24 protein-coding genes are annotated in these 19,196 nt (G+C 68.2%); 16 read left to right on the top strand and 8 right to left on the bottom strand.

What is annotated here, in order from left to right:
* Positions 1–2 precede the first annotated feature (2 nt).
* The 7 genes from pgsA (at position 3) to IBX18_RS23915 (ending at position 6,027) form a co-directional block, all read left to right on the top strand.
* Complete coding sequence (gene pgsA, locus IBX18_RS23945; protein WP_194835777.1) at positions 3–752, top strand: phosphatidylinositol phosphate synthase; 750 nt, start codon at positions 3–5, stop codon at positions 750–752.
* Between the two features lie 46 nt (positions 753–798).
* Positions 799–1,767 (top strand): phosphatidylinositol mannoside acyltransferase, encoded by a 969-nt coding sequence (locus IBX18_RS23940; protein WP_194835776.1) that lies wholly within the window; start codon positions 799–801, stop codon positions 1,765–1,767.
* Positions 1,764–2,888 (top strand): glycosyltransferase family 4 protein, encoded by a 1,125-nt coding sequence (locus IBX18_RS23935; RefSeq protein WP_194835775.1) that lies wholly within the window; start codon positions 1,764–1,766, stop codon positions 2,886–2,888. The genes IBX18_RS23940 and IBX18_RS23935 overlap by 4 nt, the downstream gene beginning before the upstream one ends.
* A complete protein-coding gene (locus IBX18_RS23930) occupies positions 2,888–3,931 on the top strand; it encodes an NUDIX domain-containing protein (RefSeq protein ID WP_194835994.1) in 1,044 nt (347 codons plus the stop codon). Before IBX18_RS23935 ends, IBX18_RS23930 begins: the two co-directional genes overlap by 1 nt.
* A 43-nt stretch (positions 3,932–3,974) precedes the next feature.
* Entirely contained in the window at positions 3,975–4,175 is a 201-nt protein-coding gene (locus IBX18_RS23925; RefSeq protein WP_194836025.1) for a hypothetical protein, read from the top strand.
* Between the two features lie 228 nt (positions 4,176–4,403).
* Positions 4,404–5,306 carry a pyridoxal 5'-phosphate synthase lyase subunit PdxS gene (gene pdxS / locus IBX18_RS23920; protein WP_199856798.1) on the top strand — a complete coding sequence of 301 codons (903 nt, stop codon included), beginning with the start codon at positions 4,404–4,406 and terminating at the stop codon, positions 5,304–5,306.
* Between the two features lie 229 nt (positions 5,307–5,535).
* Positions 5,536–6,027 carry a hypothetical protein gene (locus IBX18_RS23915; protein ID WP_194835774.1) on the top strand — a complete coding sequence of 164 codons (492 nt, stop codon included), beginning with the start codon at positions 5,536–5,538 and terminating at the stop codon, positions 6,025–6,027.
* Between the two features lie 195 nt (positions 6,028–6,222).
* Here the strand turns inward: IBX18_RS23915 and IBX18_RS23910 are convergent, their stop codons facing one another.
* The gene (locus IBX18_RS23910; RefSeq protein WP_194835773.1) at positions 6,223–6,819 is read right to left on the bottom strand and encodes a hypothetical protein; all 597 of its coding nucleotides are present in this window, start codon (positions 6,817–6,819) and stop codon (positions 6,223–6,225) included.
* Between the two features lie 19 nt (positions 6,820–6,838).
* On the opposite strand from IBX18_RS23910, the gene IBX18_RS42260 reads away from it, so the two are divergent.
* Positions 6,839–6,988, top strand: coding sequence for a hypothetical protein (locus tag IBX18_RS42260; RefSeq protein WP_228541631.1), 150 nt, complete (start codon positions 6,839–6,841; stop codon positions 6,986–6,988).
* A gap of 9 nt (positions 6,989–6,997) precedes the next feature.
* Complete coding sequence (locus IBX18_RS23905; RefSeq protein ID WP_147138440.1) at positions 6,998–7,816, top strand: acyl-CoA thioesterase II; 819 nt, start codon at positions 6,998–7,000, stop codon at positions 7,814–7,816.
* 74 nt (positions 7,817–7,890) lie between these two features.
* On the opposite strand, the gene IBX18_RS23900 is transcribed toward IBX18_RS23905, so the two are convergent.
* Positions 7,891–9,699, bottom strand: a complete 1,809-nt coding sequence (locus tag IBX18_RS23900) for an APC family permease (RefSeq protein WP_228541630.1) — start codon at positions 9,697–9,699, stop codon at positions 7,891–7,893.
* 102 nt (positions 9,700–9,801) lie between these two features.
* Between IBX18_RS23900 and pdxT the strand changes: the two genes are divergently transcribed.
* Together pdxT and IBX18_RS23890 are read left to right on the top strand one after the other, a co-directional pair.
* Positions 9,802–10,446 carry a pyridoxal 5'-phosphate synthase glutaminase subunit PdxT gene (gene pdxT / locus IBX18_RS23895; RefSeq protein ID WP_306796376.1) on the top strand — a complete coding sequence of 215 codons (645 nt, stop codon included), beginning with the start codon at positions 9,802–9,804 and terminating at the stop codon, positions 10,444–10,446.
* Positions 10,447–10,562: 116 nt separating this feature from the next.
* Positions 10,563–11,315, top strand: a complete 753-nt coding sequence (locus IBX18_RS23890) for a YebC/PmpR family DNA-binding transcriptional regulator (protein ID WP_194835772.1) — start codon at positions 10,563–10,565, stop codon at positions 11,313–11,315.
* Positions 11,316–11,382: 67 nt separating this feature from the next.
* Here IBX18_RS23890 and IBX18_RS23885 read toward each other — a convergent pair whose 3' ends face one another.
* The 4 genes from IBX18_RS23885 to IBX18_RS23870 form a co-directional block, all read right to left on the bottom strand.
* Positions 11,383–11,877, bottom strand: a complete 495-nt coding sequence (locus tag IBX18_RS23885; protein WP_194835771.1) for an SRPBCC family protein — start codon at positions 11,875–11,877, stop codon at positions 11,383–11,385.
* A complete protein-coding gene (locus IBX18_RS23880) occupies positions 11,874–12,236 on the bottom strand; it encodes a metalloregulator ArsR/SmtB family transcription factor (RefSeq protein WP_147138432.1) in 363 nt (120 codons plus the stop codon). Before IBX18_RS23880 ends, IBX18_RS23885 begins: the two co-directional genes overlap by 4 nt.
* A gap of 115 nt (positions 12,237–12,351) precedes the next feature.
* The gene (locus IBX18_RS23875; protein ID WP_040736649.1) at positions 12,352–12,558 is read right to left on the bottom strand and encodes a DUF5988 family protein; all 207 of its coding nucleotides are present in this window, start codon (positions 12,556–12,558) and stop codon (positions 12,352–12,354) included.
* A 73-nt stretch (positions 12,559–12,631) separates the two neighbouring features.
* Positions 12,632–13,585, bottom strand: coding sequence for an NADP-dependent oxidoreductase (locus IBX18_RS23870; protein WP_194835770.1), 954 nt, complete (start codon positions 13,583–13,585; stop codon positions 12,632–12,634).
* Positions 13,586–13,655: 70 nt separating this feature from the next.
* Between IBX18_RS23870 and IBX18_RS23865 the strand changes: the two genes are divergently transcribed.
* The 5 genes from IBX18_RS23865 (at position 13,656) to ruvB (ending at position 17,749) form a co-directional block, all read left to right on the top strand.
* Positions 13,656–14,618: a GlxA family transcriptional regulator gene (locus tag IBX18_RS23865; RefSeq protein ID WP_194835769.1), complete on the top strand. Its 963-nt coding sequence runs from the start codon at positions 13,656–13,658 to the stop codon at positions 14,616–14,618.
* A gap of 304 nt (positions 14,619–14,922) precedes the next feature.
* A complete protein-coding gene (locus tag IBX18_RS23860; RefSeq protein ID WP_194835768.1) occupies positions 14,923–15,351 on the top strand; it encodes a thioesterase family protein in 429 nt (142 codons plus the stop codon).
* Between the two features lie 143 nt (positions 15,352–15,494).
* The gene (ruvC, locus tag IBX18_RS23855) at positions 15,495–16,064 is read left to right on the top strand and encodes a crossover junction endodeoxyribonuclease RuvC (protein WP_194835767.1); all 570 of its coding nucleotides are present in this window, start codon (positions 15,495–15,497) and stop codon (positions 16,062–16,064) included.
* Positions 16,061–16,663 (top strand): Holliday junction branch migration protein RuvA, encoded by a 603-nt coding sequence (gene ruvA / locus IBX18_RS23850; RefSeq protein ID WP_107658035.1) that lies wholly within the window; start codon positions 16,061–16,063, stop codon positions 16,661–16,663. The genes ruvC and ruvA overlap by 4 nt, the downstream gene beginning before the upstream one ends.
* Before the next feature lie 6 nt (positions 16,664–16,669).
* Positions 16,670–17,749 carry a Holliday junction branch migration DNA helicase RuvB gene (gene ruvB, locus IBX18_RS23845; protein WP_194835766.1) on the top strand — a complete coding sequence of 360 codons (1,080 nt, stop codon included), beginning with the start codon at positions 16,670–16,672 and terminating at the stop codon, positions 17,747–17,749.
* 16 nt (positions 17,750–17,765) lie between these two features.
* Here ruvB and IBX18_RS43150 read toward each other — a convergent pair whose 3' ends face one another.
* Together IBX18_RS43150 and IBX18_RS23835 are read right to left on the bottom strand one after the other, a co-directional pair.
* Positions 17,766–18,365, bottom strand: coding sequence for a DivIVA domain-containing protein (locus IBX18_RS43150; protein WP_135232127.1), 600 nt, complete (start codon positions 18,363–18,365; stop codon positions 17,766–17,768).
* A 149-nt stretch (positions 18,366–18,514) separates the two neighbouring features.
* Positions 18,515–19,180, bottom strand: coding sequence for a TetR/AcrR family transcriptional regulator (locus IBX18_RS23835; protein ID WP_135232126.1), 666 nt, complete (start codon positions 19,178–19,180; stop codon positions 18,515–18,517).
* Positions 19,181–19,196: the final 16 nt, after the last annotated feature.

The following is a 19,196-nucleotide window of genomic DNA, read 5'->3' as shown; positions in this document are numbered from 1 at the left end:
AAGTGCTGAGCTTCTTCGGCCGCGATACGTTTGCCAAAGCGACTGCGCCGCTGGGCAAAGCGCTGGTGAGCACCGGGCTCACCCCGGATGCGGTGACGGTCATCGGCACCACCGCGTCGATCGCCGCCGCGGTCACCCTGTTCCCGACCGGACACCTGTTCTGGGGGACCATGGTGATCTGGTTGTTCGTCATGTTCGACATGCTCGACGGCGCGATGGCCAGGGCGCGCGGCGGCGGCACGAAATACGGTGCGGTGCTCGACGCCACCTGCGACCGGGTCGCCGACGGCGCCATCTTCGCCGGCCTGGCGTGGTGGGCGGTGTACCACGAGAACCACAAGCCGCTGTTCGCCGCGACGCTGGTGGTACTGGTGAGCTCGCAGGTGATTTCGTACGCCAAGGCGCGGGCCGAGGCCAGCGGGCTCTCCGCCGACGGCGGGCTCATCGAGCGGCCGGATCGGCTCATCATCGTGCTGGTCGGTGCCGGGTTGACCGGCATCGGCGGGTACTGGGGCATCGACTGGCTCACCTACGCGGTGCACGTCGCGATGTGGGTGCTCGCGGTGCTCAGCATCGTCACGGTGTTCCAGCGGGTGCTCGCGGTGCGCAGTTCGCCGGGTGCGCGCGATGTGATCACGCCCCCGCAGCCGCGAAATTCGGCACAGGAGCAAGACCCGGCGCAGTCCGACAAGCCGGCGCAGCCCGAAAACCCCTCGGCGGGAACGGCGAACGCGACGGAGCTGCCGACGTGAGACCGCCCTATCGTGGCGGTGTGGTGCAGGGAACGGGGCAATGGTCATGAGTATCGGGGAGCGGTTGAGCGACGCCGGTTACGCGGCGGGCTGGCGGCTGGTGCGGGCGTTGCCCGAGACGACGGCGCGGCGGTTGTTCGACTGGGGCGCCGATCGGGTCGCCGGCAAGGCGAATCGGCAGTTCCGGGCCGGTGGCGCGCCGAACCAGTTGCGGCGCAACCTCGCCCGGGTGATCGGCGGTACCCCCGCGGACGTGCCGGACGAGCTGATCCAGGCGAGCGTCCGCTCCTACGCGCGGTACTGGCGGGAAGCGTTCCGGCTGCCCTCGATGGACCACGCGGCGATCGGTGAGCTCGTGCTGGAAGGGAAATCGAACCTGGAGGCGGGGTTGGCCGCCGGACGCGGCGTGATCCTGGTGCTGCCGCATTCCGGGAACTGGGATATGGCGGGGGTGTGGCTGGTGCAGAACCACGGCACCTTCGCGACCGTCGCGGAACGGTTGAAGCCGGAGTCGCTGTTCAAGCGGTTCGTCGCCTACCGGGAGAGCCTCGGTTTCGAGGTGTTCCCGCTGACCGGTGGCGAACAGCCGCCGTTCGTCCAGCTGGCCGACCGGCTGCGCGAGAACAAGGCGATCTGCCTGATGGGGGAGCGCGACCTGACCGGCCGCGGCGTCCCGGTCACCTTCTTCGGCGAGCGCACCTGGCTGCCCGCCGGTGCCGCCAAACTGGCCATCGAGACCGGTGCGGCGCTGCTGCCGGTGCACACCTGGTTCACCGCCGACGGCGCGGAGGGCTGGGGCATGAAAGTCGAAGCGCCGATTGATGTTTCGAACGGCGTCGCGGCGGCCACCCAGGCCCTGGCGGACCGGTTCGCGGCGAATATCGCCGAACATCCGGCGGATTGGCACATGCTGCAACCGCTGTGGGAGGGCGATCTGTCCGAGGCGCGGCGCGGCCGCATCGCGGCGGCGCAGGACGATTCGAACACCGCGGCGAACTCGGACGGCGCCGCATGAAGATCGGCATGGTCTGTCCGTACTCGTTCGACGTGCCCGGCGGCGTGCAGGCCCATGTGGTCGAGCTGGCGAGAGTATTCATCGAACGCGGGCACCGGGTGAGCGTGCTCGCGCCCGCCTCGGAGGAGACAGCGCTGCCCGATTTCGTGGTGTCCGCCGGTCGCGCGGTGGCGATCCCGTACAACGGATCGGTGGCGCGACTGTCCTTCGGTCCGATGGCCTACACCAGGATTCGGCGCTGGATCGACGGCAACGATTTCGACGTACTGCACATCCACGAGCCCAACGCGCCGAGCCTGTCGATGCTCGCGCTGAAGATCGCCGAGGGCCCGATCGTCGCCACCTTCCACACCTCGACCACGAAGTCGTTGATACTCAGCACCTTTCAGGGCGTGCTGCGGCCGTACCACGAGAAAATCAGCGGCCGGATCGCCGTCTCGGAGCTGGCCCGGCGCTGGCAGGTGGAGGCGCTCGGCTCCGACGCGGTGGAGATCCCCAACGGGGTCGACGTGCCCGCCTTCGCGCGGGCGCCGATGCTGCCCGGGTATCCGCGGGCGGGCCGGACCGTGCTGTTCCTCGGCCGCTACGACGAACCACGCAAGGGGATGGACGTGCTGCTCGGCGCTTTGCCCGAACTGGTGCGCAGGCACCAGGACTTACAGGTCCTCATCGTCGGGCGCGGGGACGAGGAGCGGCTGCGCCGCGAGGCGGGATCGCTCGCCGGGCACCTGCGCTTCCTCGGTCAGGTGTCGGACGCGGAGAAGGCCTCGGCCATGCGCAGCGCGGATGTCTACGTCGCGCCCAACCTAGGCGGCGAGAGCTTCGGCATCATCCTGATCGAGGCGATGGCCGCCGGAACCGCCGTGGTGGCAAGCGAATTGGACGCCTTCCGCCGGGTGCTGCGCGACGGGACGGCGGGTGAGCTGGTGCCGGTGGGTGATTCGGCGGCGCTGGCGCGGGCCATCGACGGTCTGCTCACCGACGACAGCCGCCGGGCGGCCCTGGTGCACACGGCCACCCAGGTGGTCGGCGAGTACGACTGGCCGGTGGTGGCCGAACAGATCCTGCGCGTGTACGAGACGGTCACTATCGGCGACACCAGGGTGCGGGCCGCCGGATGATCACCTTCTCCGCCACTACGGTTCTCGTCCTCGCGCTGATCGCGGCGGTCATCGTCGCGCTCGGCATCTGGGCCTACTCCACCGCCAATCGGCTCGACCGGCTGCACGTGCGCTCCGATCAGTCCTGGCAGGCGCTCGACGCGGCGCTGGGCCGGCGGGCGGTGGTGGCCAGATCGGTCGCGGCGGCGATCGCGGACCCGGTGGCCGATCCGGCGCTGGCCGATCAAGCCAAAGTTCTTGCCCACCTTGCCGATCGCGCCGAACGGGCCGGGCCCGCCGACCGCGAGACGGTGGAGAACCAGCTCTCCGCGGCGCTGTCGACGATCGATATCGAGAAACTGCGCCCGCAGATGGTGGCCGAGCTGGCCGACGCCGAGGCGCGGGTGCTGATCGCGCGCCGCTTCCACAACGACGCGGTCCGCGACACCCTGGCGCTGCGCACCCGCCGGTCGGTGCGCATCCTGCACCTCGGCGGTACCGCGCCGCTGCCCACCTATTTCGAGATCACCGAGCGCGCCACCCCGGCCGCGTCCACCGGGCTCACCGTCGACACCACCCGCACCACCGCCCGCATCGTGCTGTTCGACGAGGAGGGCCGCACGCTGCTGATGCGCGGCAACGACCCGACAACACCCGACGTGTCGTTCTGGTTCACCGTCGGCGGCGGGGTCGACCCGGAGGAGACGCTGCGCGAAGCGGCCGTCCGTGAGCTCTACGAAGAGACCGGTTACCAGGCCGACCCGGAGAGCCTGCGCGGCCCGATCTGGCGTCGCGTCGCGGTGTTCCCCTTCGACGGCGACCTGATCCGCTCCGAGGAACTGTTCTTCGCGCTCCGCGTGCCCGCCTACGAGCCGCAGGCGACGAACCTCACCGCCATCGAACGCCGCTCCATCACCGGCAACAAGTGGTGTACCGCAGCCGATATCGTCGCCTTCGACCGCGCGGGCGAAACCGTCTACCCCTACAACCTGGACCAACTGCTCCCCGAAGCCGCGACCGCCGCCGACAGCGCCACCGACCCGGAGGTCCGCTCGATCCGCTGACGCGATGTGATGTGTTTCACGATCGTGCTACGGTCGCGACTGGATGGCAGCGGGCTGGGTAGTGCTTACTTCAAGGCACTCGGACTTCGGTGCCGCGGACCCCGCCGTCGGCGGGGGAAAAATGCTCGGTGTGCGGAGGTACCCGTTGTACATGTCCTACCTGCTCTACGATTTCCTGCTGCCGGTCATCGGGCCCGCCGCCGCCGAGTACTGGGCGCAGTTGCTGGTTGTGGGTCCGCTCTGAGCGACGCCGGAAGATAGCGGGGCCAACACAATTGCCCCGCGGCACCGGTAAACCGCTTTTCCTGGTCTGGCCGAGCGGTCCAGTGCACCGCACCGGCGGACAGAGCCCCTGGTAGGTGACAAGGCCAGTCATCTCCGACTGGCTATCAAGTGGCCTGGGTGGCCCGCCTAGAATTGGGTCGATTCCATCCCTTGCGACCGATTGGCGCAGATGACCCAGGAGTTTGCCGTGACTACGCCCGAGACCACCCAGACCATCGGCACCGCCCGCGTGAAGCGCGGCATGGCCGAGATGCTCAAGGGCGGGGTGATCATGGACGTCGTCACCCCCGACCAGGCCAAGATCGCCGAAGACGCCGGCGCGGTCGCGGTGATGGCGCTGGAGCGGGTGCCCGCCGACATCCGTGCGCAGGGTGGCGTGTCCCGGATGAGCGACCCCGACATGATCGACGGCATCATCGCCGCCGTCTCCATCCCGGTCATGGCGAAGGCCCGCATCGGCCACTTCGTGGAGGCGCAGATCCTGCAGAGCCTCGGCGTCGACTACATCGACGAGTCCGAGGTGCTGACCCCCGCCGACTACACCAACCACATCGAGAAGTGGAACTTCACCGTGCCGTTCGTCTGCGGCGCCACCAACCTGGGTGAGGCGCTGCGCCGAATCACCGAGGGCGCGGCCATGATTCGCTCGAAGGGCGAGGCAGGCACCGGTGACGTCTCCAACGCCACCACGCACATGCGCAAGATCCGCCAGGAGATCCGCAGGCTGTCCTCGCTGCCCGCCGACGAGCTGTTCGTCGCCGCCAAGGAACTGCAGGCGCCCTACGAGCTGGTTCGCGAGGTCGCCGAGACCGGCAAGCTGCCCGTCGTGCTGTTCACCGCGGGCGGCATCGCCACCCCCGCCGACGCCGCGATGATGATGCAGCTCGGCGCCGAGGGCGTGTTCGTCGGCTCCGGCATCTTCAAGTCCGGCAACCCCGCCGAGCGGGCCGCCGCCATCGTCAAGGCGACCACCTTCCACGACGACCCCGATGTGCTCGCGAAGGTTTCGCGTGGACTGGGCGAGGCCATGGTCGGCATCAACGTCGAGGAGCTGCCGGTGGATCACCGGCTCGCCGAGCGCGGTTGGTGATTCCACGCCTTCGGGTTTGGTGAACTTTCACGAGCAGGGACTCTTCGGAGTCCCTGCTCGTGTGCGTCAGGGGGTCGCGACGGCGCCGACTCTTCTCCGCGCCACACCGTCGTCTTACTGTTCTCACAATTGTCCTGGGTAACTTCACGTTTCGATGCCCGTCGACCGCCGCGTCGGTAGTTCGTGCCGCATCACCGTCGATGTACCAGCCCAACTTAAGGACGAGCAGATGAACCTTCGTAAGACCGGACGCATGGCGATTGCCGGTTTGGCCGTCGTGGCCGCACTGGGCCTGACGGCCTGCGGTAGCGATGACAAGAAGGGTCCGCCGCAGCCGTCCCGCACCACGACCAGCGCCGCCGCCAACGCGAACCAGCCCGCGCCGCCCACCGTCGCGGAGTTGAACGCGCTGCTGCAGAAGGCGCTCGATCCTGCGGTACCCAGCGCGGAGAAGCTGGACCTCGTGCAGGGCATCGAAGCCGACCCCGACCTGCCCAACCGGCTCGCCGAGGCCTACAAGCAGGCGAACGCCCAGTCGGAGATCACCGGAGTGACCGCCTTCGGCGATTCCGTGAGTGCCCAGGGCAAATTGACCATCAACGGTGCCGAGAACCCCATCGACGTGCCTTTCGTCCTCGACAACGGCAAGTGGAAGGTGCAGAAGGGTTGGGCCTGCAACGCGCTGACCGCTCTGAACCTCCAGTCCCCGGCCTGCTCCTGATCGAACGCAGGGGCGACTGACGTCCGTCGAGTGGCACATGGTTGCGGCAGACGCTGAGAAGCGCTGCAACCGTGTGCCTTTCGCGTTTGGTGGGTGAGTCATCCATCTCGATACATGGATATGCGCATCCAACTATCAGATGCGCGGTTGGAGATAGCTGAGAACCTACGGAACAGAAGGCAAGGAGCGAGGGGGTCAGGGGAGGCGGAGCGCTGGGCGGGTGGGGTGATCCCAGCGGATGAAGAAGGTTGGGGCGGTCGGGTTTTCGAGGAGAGCGGGGATGGTCCAGTGGTCTTCAGGCGGGGTGCTGCGGCGTAGGGCCGGTTCCGACATGGCCAGGTGGACGGTCACGTCGAAGGGGAGGGAGTGGTTGAGCAGCATAGGGCCCGCGATGACGAGGATGGTGTCGGGGAGAGCTGGGCGGATGGGGGCGCGAGCCGAGCGGTCGGTGGTCTCGTTCCAGAGGGCGGGCAGCCAGCGGCCGTCGGTGTGCAGAGCGTCGATGACTTCGCGGCGGAGGGCTTCGTAGTCGAACCAGGCTGTGCGGTAGGAGATTTCGTCCACGCCGTATTCCATGCGGAGGGAGGCGGGGCGGACGTAGTCGTGCAGCGACACCACTTCCGCGGGTCTGCCGGTGTCGCGCAGTGCGGCGGCGGTCCGGTGGGCGAGGTCGGTGGGGTGGGCGGCGTCGGCGCCGTCGATCGCGAGCACCCGATAGCCGGGCAGCGTGCGGACGCGTTCGACGAGACGCTCGATGAGGGCGTCCTGGGTGATCGGGACGAACTGTGGCACCGGTCTATCAGAGCAAACGGTGAGCACGGCCCTCGTCGGCGGCCTGGTTCCGGTCGGCGGCAGTGCTCGTGGGCGGCGGCCGTGCGCGCGGTCGCCGACCGACTCGTCCTCGTCCGGGTCCGCCGAGCACCGGACGGCCGAGGACGAGCCGGTCAGCGCGGCGAGTTAATCTCAGCCCATGGCGACAATCGAAGAGGCGCTGGAGATAGAGCGCCTCGAGCGTGACATCTTCCGTGGGGCGTCCACGAAGACTCAGCTACCGCGCACGTTCGGCGGACAGGTTGCCGGCCAGGCGCTGGTGTCAGCGGTGCGCACGGTGGAACCGCGGTATCAGGTGCATTCGCTGCACGGCTACTTTCTGCGGCCGGGAAACCCTGACCAGCCGACGGTGTACCTCGTCGAGCGGATCAGGGACGGGCGCTCGTTCTGTACCCGCCGGGTCACCGGGGTGCAGGACGGTCAGGCGATCTTCACCATGTCGGCCTCGTTCCACATCGGCGACGAGGGGCCGGAGCATCAGGATGTGATGCCCGAGGTGCAGGCCCCGGACGACCTGCCGGACGCGAGCACCACGATGAGCCCGGAACGTCTGTGGGCGATGCGCGAGTGGGAGCACTGGGACATCCGGACGGTGCCGCAGGACCAGATCGCCCGCCGCGACGGCGTTGTCTCGCAGCAGCAGGTGTGGTTCCGCTACCGGCATCCGCTGCCCGACGACCCGCTGTTCCACGTCTGCACCCTGGCTTACATGAGCGACATGACACTGCTCGGCTCGTCGAAGGTGACCCACCCCGACGAGCAGACCCAGAACGCCTCACTCGACCACGCCATGTGGTTCCTGCGCCCGTTCCGCGCCGACGACTGGCTGCTCTACGACCAGGCCTCGCCGTCCGCGGGCTTCGGCCGCGCGCTCACCGGCGGGAAGATCTTCAACCGTGCGGGTGAGATGGTGGCCGCGGTCGTCCAGGAGGGATTGATCCGTAACCTGCGCGACTGAGCGCGAGATGTCGACCGCGATGGTGTGCGTGTGGCCGACGCACACCACCGCGGCCGCCTGAATTCGCTCAGGCTTCAGCCCACCTGTACGCGCAGGTGGCAGACCACTGTGTCGGACATGCGGCGCAGCACGCGTTCGAGCTCGTCGCTGCGGTGGCTGGGTAGCACCCGATTCCAGCCGACCGGCGGATCGACCTCGGCGATGACGACCACCTTGCGGCGACCCTCGAAGTTCTCCCGCACGTAACGCGCGACCGGCCCGCCGACCGTCGCGTCGCTGTCTTCGAGCAGCACCAGCCGCACCTCCGGATGCCACGCCTCCCACGCCTTGGTGAACGCCTTCACCGACTCGCCGGGCAGGCAAACGTGCACCGCGACAACGTCTTTGCCGATCGACAGCGCCGCGGACAGCGCCTCGCAGCTCAGGTCGGAAACCTCCGACACGGGCACCACGATGACGGCGTCGCGCGGCCGTGGTGGCGGCGGCACCTCGTCGGAGCGGCGATAGGCGCCGATCTTGCTGTAGGCCCCGCGGATTCGTTCCATGCCGAGCACCAGCGCGGGCAGCACCAGCACGATCAACCAGGCGCCCGCGGTGAATTTCATTGCGGTGGTGACGATCGCGGCGACGAAGGTCAGCAGCGCACCGAACCCGTTGAGCGCCAGCCGCCACCGCCAGCCTGCCGTCCTGGCCAGCAGCCAATGCCGCACCATGCCCACCTGCGCGATGGTGAACCCGACGAACACCCCGATGGCGAACAGCGGGACCAGCGCGTTCATATTGCCGTCGGCGCCGACCAGCAGCACACCCGCCGCGATGGCCAGCGTCAGCACGCCGTACCGGTACACCTCGCGCGGCGAGCGCACCGCGAACCGGTGCGGCAGGCAGTTGTCGTCGGCGAGGATCTTGGTGAGCGTCGGCAGCCCGCCGTAGGAGGTGTTGGCGGCCAGCGCCAGCAACACCACTGTCGCGAATTGCACCACGTAGTAACCGATTCCGTGTCCGAGCGCGGCCTCTGTCAGCTGCGAGAGCACCGTGGTGCCGTCGATCGGATGCACCTCGAACTTCTCGATCAGCAGCGCGAGCCCGATCAGCATGACACCGAGCAGCGCCCCGAGCGCGACCTCCGCGCGTTGTGCGCGAAGCACTTTCGGCGCCTGGAAGCTCGGCACCGCGTTCGCGATCGCCTCCACCCCGGTCAGCGCGGCACACCCGCTGGAGAAGGCCTTGAGCAGCAACAGCACGCCGATGGTGTGCGCGTCCAGCACGGTGGCGGCGCCGGTGCTGACGCTGGCGGGTTCGGAGCGCACCAGCCCCGCGACGATCACCGTGCAGATGCCGACGACGAACACGATGGTCGGCACCATGAACGCCCGTGCGCTCTCGGTGATGCCCAGCAAATTCAACGCCGTGATGCCGACGAGAATGGCCACACACAACCACACCGTGTACGGAAGCAGAACGGGAAACGCCGAGGTCAGCGCGGCGACTCCGGCGGCGATCGACACCGCGACGTTCAGCACATAGTCGATGATCAGCGAGGCCGCGGCGGTCAAACTCGTGCGATGCCCGAGGTGCGCCTTCGCCACCGCATACGCACCACCGCCGTCCGGGAATGCGGCGATCACCTGCCGATACGAGGCGACGAGCACGGCGAGCAACGCCGCGATCGCTACCGTCACCGGCAGTGTCAGGCCGAGTCCGGCGCCGCCCGCGGCTGCCAGCACCAGCACGATGGCCTCGGGCCCGTAGGACACGGACGCCATCGCGTCGAGCGAAAGTCCGGCCAACCCGGTCGGCACGGTGAGACCACGGCGGACCGGGGCCGCCTCCCCTTCTCCACGCGGCGCGGGCACCTTGCGCGGCAACACAGCTATCACCATGCGAGTGTCGACCCGATCCCGGCCTGCGGGCCCTTGCGTTGACGGAACCCTGACGGTGACCGTGAGCAGGCCCACACCGCGACGGCTCGTAAACTTTCCGACGTGAACGCTTCCCCGGTCGCCGCGCCCGCCGCCACCGACCTGCAGGCTCGCCCCACCATCGGCGTGCTCGCGCTGCAGGGTGACGTGCGCGAGCACATCGCGGCCCTCGCGCACTGCGGCGCCGAACCGGTGCTGGTGCGGCGCGCGTCCGAACTGGCCGCGGTGGACGCGCTGGTGCTGCCCGGCGGCGAATCGACCGCCATCAGCAAGCTGCTGGAGGTCTTCGAATTGCTCGAGCCGCTGCGCGCGCGACTGCGAGATGGCATGCCCGCCTTCGGTTCCTGCGCGGGCATGATCCTGCTCGCCGACGAGGTGCTCGATACCCGGCCCGACGCCAATCACCTGTCCGGCATCGATATGACGGTGCGGCGCAACGCCTTCGGCCGTCAGGTCGACTCGTTCGAGGTGGACCTGGACTTCGCCGGACTCGACGACGCCCCGATGCGCGCGGTGTTCATCCGGGCGCCGTGGGTGGAGCGGGCCGGCGCGGGCGTCGAGGTGCTCGCGACGGTGCCGGACGGGCCGTTCGCAGGCCGCATTGTGGCAGTGCGGCAAGGGAAGGTGGTCGCCACGTCGTTCCACCCGGAGGTCACCGGCGATCTGCGGGTGCACCGGATGTTCGTGGACCTGGTTCGGGACGCGTAGTTCACGCGCCGTTCAGGCCGCGATGACCGGCCGAGTAGGCTGGAGAAGTTGTCCCTCCGGCCGTGCCGGTACGGTACACATCACCAAACGTGCCAACGACCTGAAGGAAGTAGGGAATGAGCGGCCACTCCAAATGGGCCACCACCAAGCACAAGAAGGCGGGGATCGACGCGAAGCGCGGCAAGCTCTTCGCCAAGTTGATCAAGAACATCGAGGTGGCGGCCCGCACGGGTGGCAGTGACCCCGCAGGCAACCCGACGCTCTACGACGCCATTCAGAAGGCGAAGAAGTCGTCGGTGCCCAACGACAACATCGAGCGTGCCCGCAAGCGCGGCGGCGGCGAAGAAGCCGGCGGCGCCGACTGGCAGACCATCATGTACGAGGGCTACGGCCCCAATGGTGTCGCGGTGTTGATCGAGTGCCTCACCGACAACCGCAACCGCGCCGCGGGCGAGGTCCGGGTCGCGATGACCCGCAACGGCGGCAACATGGCCGACCCGGGTTCGGTGTCCTACCTGTTCCACCGCAAGGGCGTCGTGACGCTGGAGAAGAACGGCCTGTCCGAGGACGACGTCCTGATGGCCGTGCTCGACGCCGGTGCCGAGGAGGTCAACGACCTCGGTGATGCCTTCGAGATCATCAGCGACCCGAGCGACCTGATCCCGGTACGCAAGGCCCTGCAGGCCGCCGGAATCGACTACGACTCCGCCGAATCCGGCTTCCAGCCGTCGGTCTCGGTCGAGGTCGACGCCGACGGCGCCCGCAAGGTGATCAAGTTGGTCGACGCGCTCGAGGACAGCGACGACGTACAGAACGTCTACACCAACGTCGACATCTCCGACGAAATCCTCGCGCAACTGGACGACTAGTGCGTACCCGCGCATGCGCTCCGGCCGTGCGCGGGTCTACGGACGGGCACCGTCCGGCAGCGCTGGACTAGTCCTCCAGGGCTTCGTAGTACTGCTTCATCGCGGGGTAGTAGTCCTCGAACTCGGGGCGGTCCGCCTCCGTGCGGGCCGCCCCGAGTGCGTCCAGGTAGTACTCCCAGCCGGGGCCGACCTCGCTGATTTTCGCCTCGGGATCCAGATGGTGGGTGAAGACCAGTTCCGTGACGCCGTCGGTCTCGGTGAGCTCCGCCTCCAGATGCCAAGTGCCGTAGTCGTCTTTGGTGATGATGCCGAGCCGCCGTGGCGGTTCGCACACCTCGATCGTGGCGTCACACCAGGGCTGGCCTTCTTCCAACGCCATCTGCACTTGAATTTTTCGACCGGGCCCGGCTTCGCCCTTCCATGGCCCGAACCAGCGTGCGGTGCGGTCGGATTCGGTGACGCTGGCCCACACGTCCTCGATCGGCGCTCGATAGGTTCTGGTCAGGATCAGGTCGCGCTTGCCGTCGGTGCGGTCGAGGCGGCCGGTGGGTCGGGTGGTCATCCCGTGTTCTCCTTCGGGTGCTGGTCGGCCGGTGCGCTGCGGTGTTCGCGGCGCGTCCGGTAGACCTCGGTTTCCAATGCGTCGAGCCGCTGTTCCCAGGCGGCCGCGGTGTCGAAGCGTGCGATCCAATCGGCGATCTCGGTGAGTGGTGCCGGGTCGAGCACGTAGTAGCGCTGCCTGCCGATGAGTTCGTCGTGCACCAGGCCGCTTTCGCGCAGCACTCGCAGGTGTCTGCTCACCGCAGGCCTGCTGATATCGAACTCCGCCGCGATCTCACCCGCCGTGAGCCGGGTCCCGCGCAGCATCGTCAGGATCTCCCGGCGCACCGGATCGGCGATCGCACTCGCCACTTCGTCCACCCGGAAAGCGTAACCACTTGGTTACGCTTTTGTCCATAGTCGGCTGCTTCCGGCTACCGCATCGGAAGGCGGCCGGTCGATGATCGACCGGCCGCGCTGGACGATTATTCGCGCGTCACTCCGCGAGTTCGGTCCGGCTGGACCACTCGTAGACGGGCAACCGGCCCTCCGGGGTGTCCTGCTCCTTGCGGGTCACCTTGAAGTGTTCGTAGCCACCCTTGAACGGGACTTTCAATTCGATCCCCGGCGGGGTGATCGGAACGATTCGCGCGGGCATGTCTTTCGGCCCGCCCTCGAGGACAGCCTTCACAACAGTGCTCATCATCGGATGGTAGAAGCGTGACGGTCCCGATTTCGTAGATTCACCGAAGCGCCGCGCGGAAAAATCTTCGGTCTCAGGGCAGCGCGACAACTAGTTTGCCGACGGTACGACCAGTGTCGCCCAATGCATGCGCCTTCGCGGCCTCCGCCAACGGGAAGGTGCCTGCGATCGTCGGCCGCAACGCACCAGCTTCGACGAGGCCGGCCAGCGCGCGCATGCCGGCGTGATCGTGCTCGACCAGCATGCGGATCGCGCGTACGCCCACCTCGCGTGCCGCGGCCGCGAGGTCGACCGCACCGGCGGCGCGCAACGTCACCAGCAGCCCGCCTTTTCGCAGCGTGCGCAGTGAGCGCAGGCTGTTGTCGTCATCGATCGAATCCAACACCACGTCCACGTCGCGGACCGCCTCGGCGACATCCGTTGCCCGATAGTCGATCACTTCGTCCGCGCCGAGGCTGCGCAGGAACTCGTGGTTGGGTGCGCTGGCTGTGCCGATGACGTACGCGCCGCGAGCCTTGGCGATCTGCACAGCGAAATGTCCGACGCCACCTGCGGCCGCGTGGATCAGCACGCGCTGTCCGGCTTCGAGTGCGGCGTTGTCCACCAGGGCTTGCCAGGCCGTGAGCGCGGCCAACGGGATCGCGGCGGCCTGCACGTGATCCAGGTTCGCGGGCTTGCGGGCGAAGGCGCGGGCCGGGCCGACGACGTACTCCGCCAGCGCGCCGTGGCCGTTCGGGTAGGGCAGCATGCCGAAGACCTCGTCGCCCGGCTCGAACAGCGTCACGCCGATGCCGGTCTCGGCGACCTCGCCGGATACGTCCCAGCCGAGGACGAAAGGCGGCTCGGGCAGGAAGAGGTTCGCGATGGCGCGATGCTTCCAGTCGGTGGGGTTGAGCCCGGCCGCGCGCACCCGGACCAGGATTTCGCCGGGGCCGGGCACCGGTCGGGGGAGTCGTACTTCGGTGAGGACCTCGGGGCCGCCGAGGGTGTGCTGGCTGATCGCGCGCATGGTTTCGGTTTCGGTCATGGCGTCGAGTCTGCTGCGCTGGAACGAGTCAGGAAATGGCACGATTGCCATTCTTCGATATGATCGTGCCATGACATCTTCCGTCCATCGCGTGGCGGTGCTGGCGCTGGACGGGGTCTATCCGTTCGAACTCGGCATCCCGAACCGGGTATTCGGCAGTGCCGACGGCCGATACGAGATCCGCACCTGCACCGTCGACGGCGAACCGGTGCGCACCAGCGCCGACTACTCGATCGCCGTCGCGCACGACAGCAGCATTCTCGACACCGCCGACACCGTGGTGCTGCCCGCCTGCGACATCCGGATGACCCTCGACGGCACCCTGCCGCAGCCGGTCCGGGACGCGCTCGCCCGAATCCGGCCCGGTGCCCGGCTAGTGGCGATCTGCGCAGGCTCGTTCATCGCGGCGGCGGCCGGTCTGCTCGACGGTCGGCCGGCCACCACGCATTGGCGCCAAGCCGATCTCTTCCGCCGCACCTTTCCGCGGGTCCGGCTCGATCCCGATGTGCTGTACGTCGACGACGATGACGTGCTCACCTCTGCCGGGGCGGCGGCGGGCATCGATGTGTGCCTGCATCTCGTGCGCCGTGATCACGGCAGTGCGGTCGCCAACTCGGTGGCTCGGCGTTGCGTGGTGCCGCCGTGGCGCGACGGCGGGCAAGCGCAGTACATCGAGCAGCCCGTCCCGCCGGTCACCTCCGCGGGCACCGCCGCCGCTCGCCAGTGGGCGCTGGAAAACCTTCACTTGCCGCTCACCGTCGATGAATTCGCCCTGCGCGCCCAGATGAGCAAGCGCACCTTCGCGCGCCGTTTCAGTGAAGAGGTCGGCATGAGCCCCGGCCGCTGGCTGATCCAGCAGCGTCTGTTCCGCGCCCGTCACCTGCTCGAATCGACCGACATGACGGTCGACCGCATCGCCGGTGAAGTCGGCTTCGCCACCGGCACCTCACTGCGCCAGCACCTGCACGAGGCGATCGGCGTATCCCCCCAGGCCTACCGCCGCACCTTCGCCCGAACCCTCGCCCCGGCCTGACGTCGGGCCATGACCGCCGGGACACGGCGGCGGCTGTGCGAGTAGCGCCGCCCTCATGTCCCGCTCATCGCTCGGGTTGGCTGCGTGTGGGGCATGGTGGCGGCAAGGTGCGAGTAGACCGGCCCTCATGTCCCGCTCATCGCTCGGGTTGGCTGCGTGTGGGACATGGCAGCGGCAAAGTGCGAGTAGCGCCACTTTCATGTCCCGTTGCCAGTGAAGAGAACCGACCGACGCTCGATCCGTATCCGGGGGCTCGTTATCGCACGGCGGAAAGTTGTCGGTGGGCGCTGGCATAGTCGGCGTCGTGTCGTTCAGTACCCGCATCGAAGTCAGGGTTTCCGATCTCGATCCGCAGCTCCATGTCACCGGCGCGGCCTATCACCAGTTCGCCGACCACTCGCGTTTCGCCTGCGTCCAGGCGGCGGGGATCTCGGTCGACGAGCTGATCGCGGACGGATTCGGGCCGGTGAATCTCGAGACCACGATCAAGTTCCACCGCGAGCTGCGCGGCGGCGACACGGTGGATGTGTCCTGCGCGTGGCTGTGGGGGACCGGTAAGACCTACCGTGTCGAACAGATCCTGACCCGCGCGGACGGTGAGGTCGCCGCCACGGTGACCAATGTCAGTGGCCTGCTCGACCTTCGAGCGCGCCGACTCGTCAACGATCCGGCGCGCGAATGGGCGGCTCGCGCGACGAAGCCGGAACTGCTCGGCTTCCCGGTAGCGTCCTGAGCGCCGGCCCACGGTGCGCGCGCCTGGCCCGGTTGCGGTGCGCGCCATCACGACCGCCGCTGCACCCCGTGTCGCTGGACCGCGAAAGTCCCTGCCTCCGCTAGACTCTCGAACAGTTGTTCGTGTCTGCGAGAGGGGTTTTCGTGCGGGTGATGGGCGTCGACCCCGGGCTCACCCGGTGCGGCCTCAGCATGGTCGAGGGCGGCATCGGTCGTAAGGTGACCGCGATCGCCGTCGACGTGGTCCGCACCCCGCCCGACATGGACCTCGCCCAGCGACTACTCCAGGTCTCCGACGCCGCCGAACTCTGGATGGACACCCACAAACCCGAGGCCGTCGCCATCGAACGCGTCTTCGCCCAGCACAATGTGCGGACCGCGATGGGCACCGCGCAGGCCGGTGGCGTGATCGCGCTCGCGGCCGCGCGCCGCGGCATCCCGGTCGCGTTCCACACGCCCAGCGAGGTGAAGGCGTCGGTCACCGGCAACGGCACCGCGGACAAGGCGCAGGTCACCGCGATGGTCACCCGAATCCTCGGTTTGCAGGTCGCGCCGAAACCGGCCGACGCGGCGGATGCGCTCGCGCTGGCCATCTGCCATTGTTGGCGGGCGCCGCTGATCGAGCGGATGGCCAAGGCCGAAGCCCAAGCGGCCGAGGCGCAACGCAAGTACGCCGAACGGCTTGCCGAACAACGGAAGGCGGTACAGAGGTGATCGCGTCGGTACGCGGTGAGGTGCTGGAGATCGCCCTCGACCACACGGTGATCGAGGCGGCCGGCATCGGTTACCGGCTCAACGTCACCCCGGCGACGCTGTCCACGCTGACCCGCGGCGAGGAAACCCGGCTGTACACCGCGATGATCGTCCGCGAGGACTCGATGACGCTGTACGGTTTCGCCGACACCGAGGCGCGCGACCTGTTCGGCCTGCTGCAAACGGTGTCCGGCGTCGGCCCCCGCCTCGCGATGGCGGTTCTCGCGGTGCTCGAGCCCGAGGCGCTGCGCAAGGCACTCGCGGAAAGCAATGTCGCCGCACTCACCCGGGTGCCCGGCATCGGCAAGCGCGGCGCCGAGCGCATGGTTGTCGAGCTGCGCGACAAGGTGAATCTCGTTCCGGTGCAGTCCGGTCCGCCCGGCACGCCCACCCCGGTCATCACGCCGGTGCGCGAGCAGGTGGTGGAGGCGCTCACCGGCCTCGGTTTCCCGGCTAAGCAGGCCGAGCAGGCCATCGACGCGGTGCTCGCCGAACAGCCCGCCGCCGACACCTCGGTAGGATTGCGAGCCGCCCTCAACCTGCTCGGCAAGAATCGGTAATACCGCATGGATTACGAAGAACCAGACGAATCACAGGTCACGCCGAGCTATTTGAAGTCCGACGGCGAGATCGAGGCCAGCCTGCGCCCGAAGTCGCTCGACGACTTCATCGGCCAGCCGCGCGTCCGCGAACAGCTCGCGCTGGTGCTGCGCGGCGCCAAACAGCGCGGCGGCACCCCGGATCACGTGCTGCTGTCCGGCCCGCCCGGCCTCGGCAAGACCAGCATGGCGATGATCATCGCCGGCGAACTCGGCACCGCGTTGCGCATCACCTCCGGCCCCGCGCTGGAACGGGCTGGTGATCTCGCGGCCATGCTCAGCAACCTGGTCGACGGCGACGTGCTGTTCATCGACGAGATCCACCGAATCGCCCGCCCCGCCGAGGAAATGCTCTACCTGGCGATGGAGGACTTCCGCGTCGACGTGGTCGTCGGCAAAGGCCCGGGCGCGACCTCGATCCCGCTCGACATCGCGCCGTTCACCCTGGTCGGGGCCACCACCCGGTCCGGCGCGCTGACCGGCCCGTTGCGTGACCGCTTCGGTTTCACCGGGCACATGGATTTCTACGACCCCGACGAGTTGCTGCTCATCCTGCTGCGTTCGGCGCAGATCCTCGGCGTGCAGATCGATCGCGAGGCCGCCTCGGAGATCGCGGGCCGGTCCCGTGGCACGCCACGCATCGCGAACCGTCTGCTGCGCCGCGTCCGCGACTACGCGGAGGTCCGCGCCGACGGTGTGATCACGCTGCCCATCGCGCGGGCGGCACTCGAGGTGTACGACGTCGACGTGCTCGGTCTCGATCGTCTCGACCGTGCCGTATTGGCCGCGCTGGTACGCAGTTTCGGCGGCGGCCCGGTCGGTGTGTCCACTCTCGCGGTAGCCGTGGGGGAGGAGGCCGCCACCGTCGAGGAGGTGTGCGAGCCGTTCCTCGTGCGCGCCGGAATGGTCGCCCGCACCCCGCGCGGGCGCGTGGCTACCGCCGCCGCCTGGGAACACCTCGGTCTCGTGCCGCCACCCGACCTGGTCTTCGGCTCTATCGAGGTCCGCGGGCGCGATCCGCAGCCCACCCTGGACCTGTTCGAATAACGTTGCGCGACAAGCCTTAGTCGCCGACGTCCCGATGCAACGTCCACCGGTGATGCTGATGCTCGGCATGCTGCAACGCCGTCACCACCAGATCGAGGAACGCGTCCACCTCTTCGCGCGAGTATCCGCGCGTGCCCAGCCGCGCCTCGGTGAACCGCACCGAGCGCACATCCGCGACGGTCAGACTGCCCGGCCCGCCGTGCGCGAGGGTCGCCGCGACCAGATCGAGGAACGCGTCGACCTCTTCGTCGTGGTATCCGCGCCGCCCGACCGGCGAGGGGGTGAACCGCATCCGCTGCACATCGTCCGGGGTGAGCATCGACTGCCCGTTCCCGGCCGGTGCGGGCCGCACCCCGCGCTGCCGGTTCTCCAACTCGACGCGCACTCGATCCAAATATTCGTCGACCTGGTCGGCGCGATATCCGCGCCCGCCGGGCCGCGGTGCGTCGAAGGTGACGTGCCGTAGATCGTCGGCGGCGAGCGCACCCCGCCCGGCCATGGTCGCGGCGACGAGGTCGAGGAAGGCGTCCACTTCGTCCGCGTGATAACCACGCTGCCCGAATGGTGGTGTCGCGAAACTGATCCGGCTCACATCCTCGGGGGTCACGGGCGACATTCTGTCAGGCCCGGTACGCCGGTCCGTGGGAATGTGTGTTTTTCGTACTCCCTGGTCTCTTGCGACCACGAGCGCCCCCTGGCGGACAGCGTCGGAACAGTTCCCACACCTTAACGCCGCGAACGCCGTCAGGGGGCTTATCGATTTGCTCAGTCCTTGCGGACACCGTCGATCAGCAGCCGCCGGATGGCTTCGTTGAGGCCTTGGATGGAGCTTTCGTCGGTGTCGCGCAGGCCGTGCATGATGCCGGCCAGCAGCATGCCGGTGACCGCGCGCGCGGTGTTGACCGTGTCCAGATCCGCTCGTAGGTAACCGTGTTCGACGCCGTGCTCCAGGTATCCGGCGGTCAGCGCGTCGGCCATGTCGAGCAGGCCGTAGAGGCGCGCGGTCAGCTCGTCGTCGATGCCGGGCGCGTGCACGAGCAGCAACTGCGCGACCCGGCGGTCGTCCATCAGGATGTGGGTGAGCGCCTGGCCGATCCGGTCGGTTTGCGCGCGGTATTCGTCCAGCGTGGTGGCGGCGTCGGGGGCGTTCTCGGTGCCGAGGGTGTCGATGATCTTGGCGGACAGGTCATCGATGACGTGGTCGATGATGTCGCGCTTGTTGCTGAAGTACCGGTAGAAGGTGCCGTGCCCGATGCCGAGATGACCGGCGATATCGGCGATCCCGGTGCCGTGATAGCCCTTCTCGGCGAAGCAGACGAACGCGGTGTCGATGATTTCCTGCCGGAGCTCGGCTTTACGTCGCTCGGCACGCGTCAATGGCTTCGTCACGACCCCGATGATACAGTCGTCACAAACGGAATGATGTGTCATTCTGTGATAAACGGTT

Source organism: Nocardia sp. XZ_19_369 (assembly GCF_015355715.1).
Lineage (GTDB): Bacteria > Actinomycetota > Actinomycetes > Mycobacteriales > Mycobacteriaceae > Nocardia.
The sequence above is the reverse complement of the archived record's forward strand: the minus strand, read 5'-3'. Positions and strand labels throughout refer to the sequence as shown.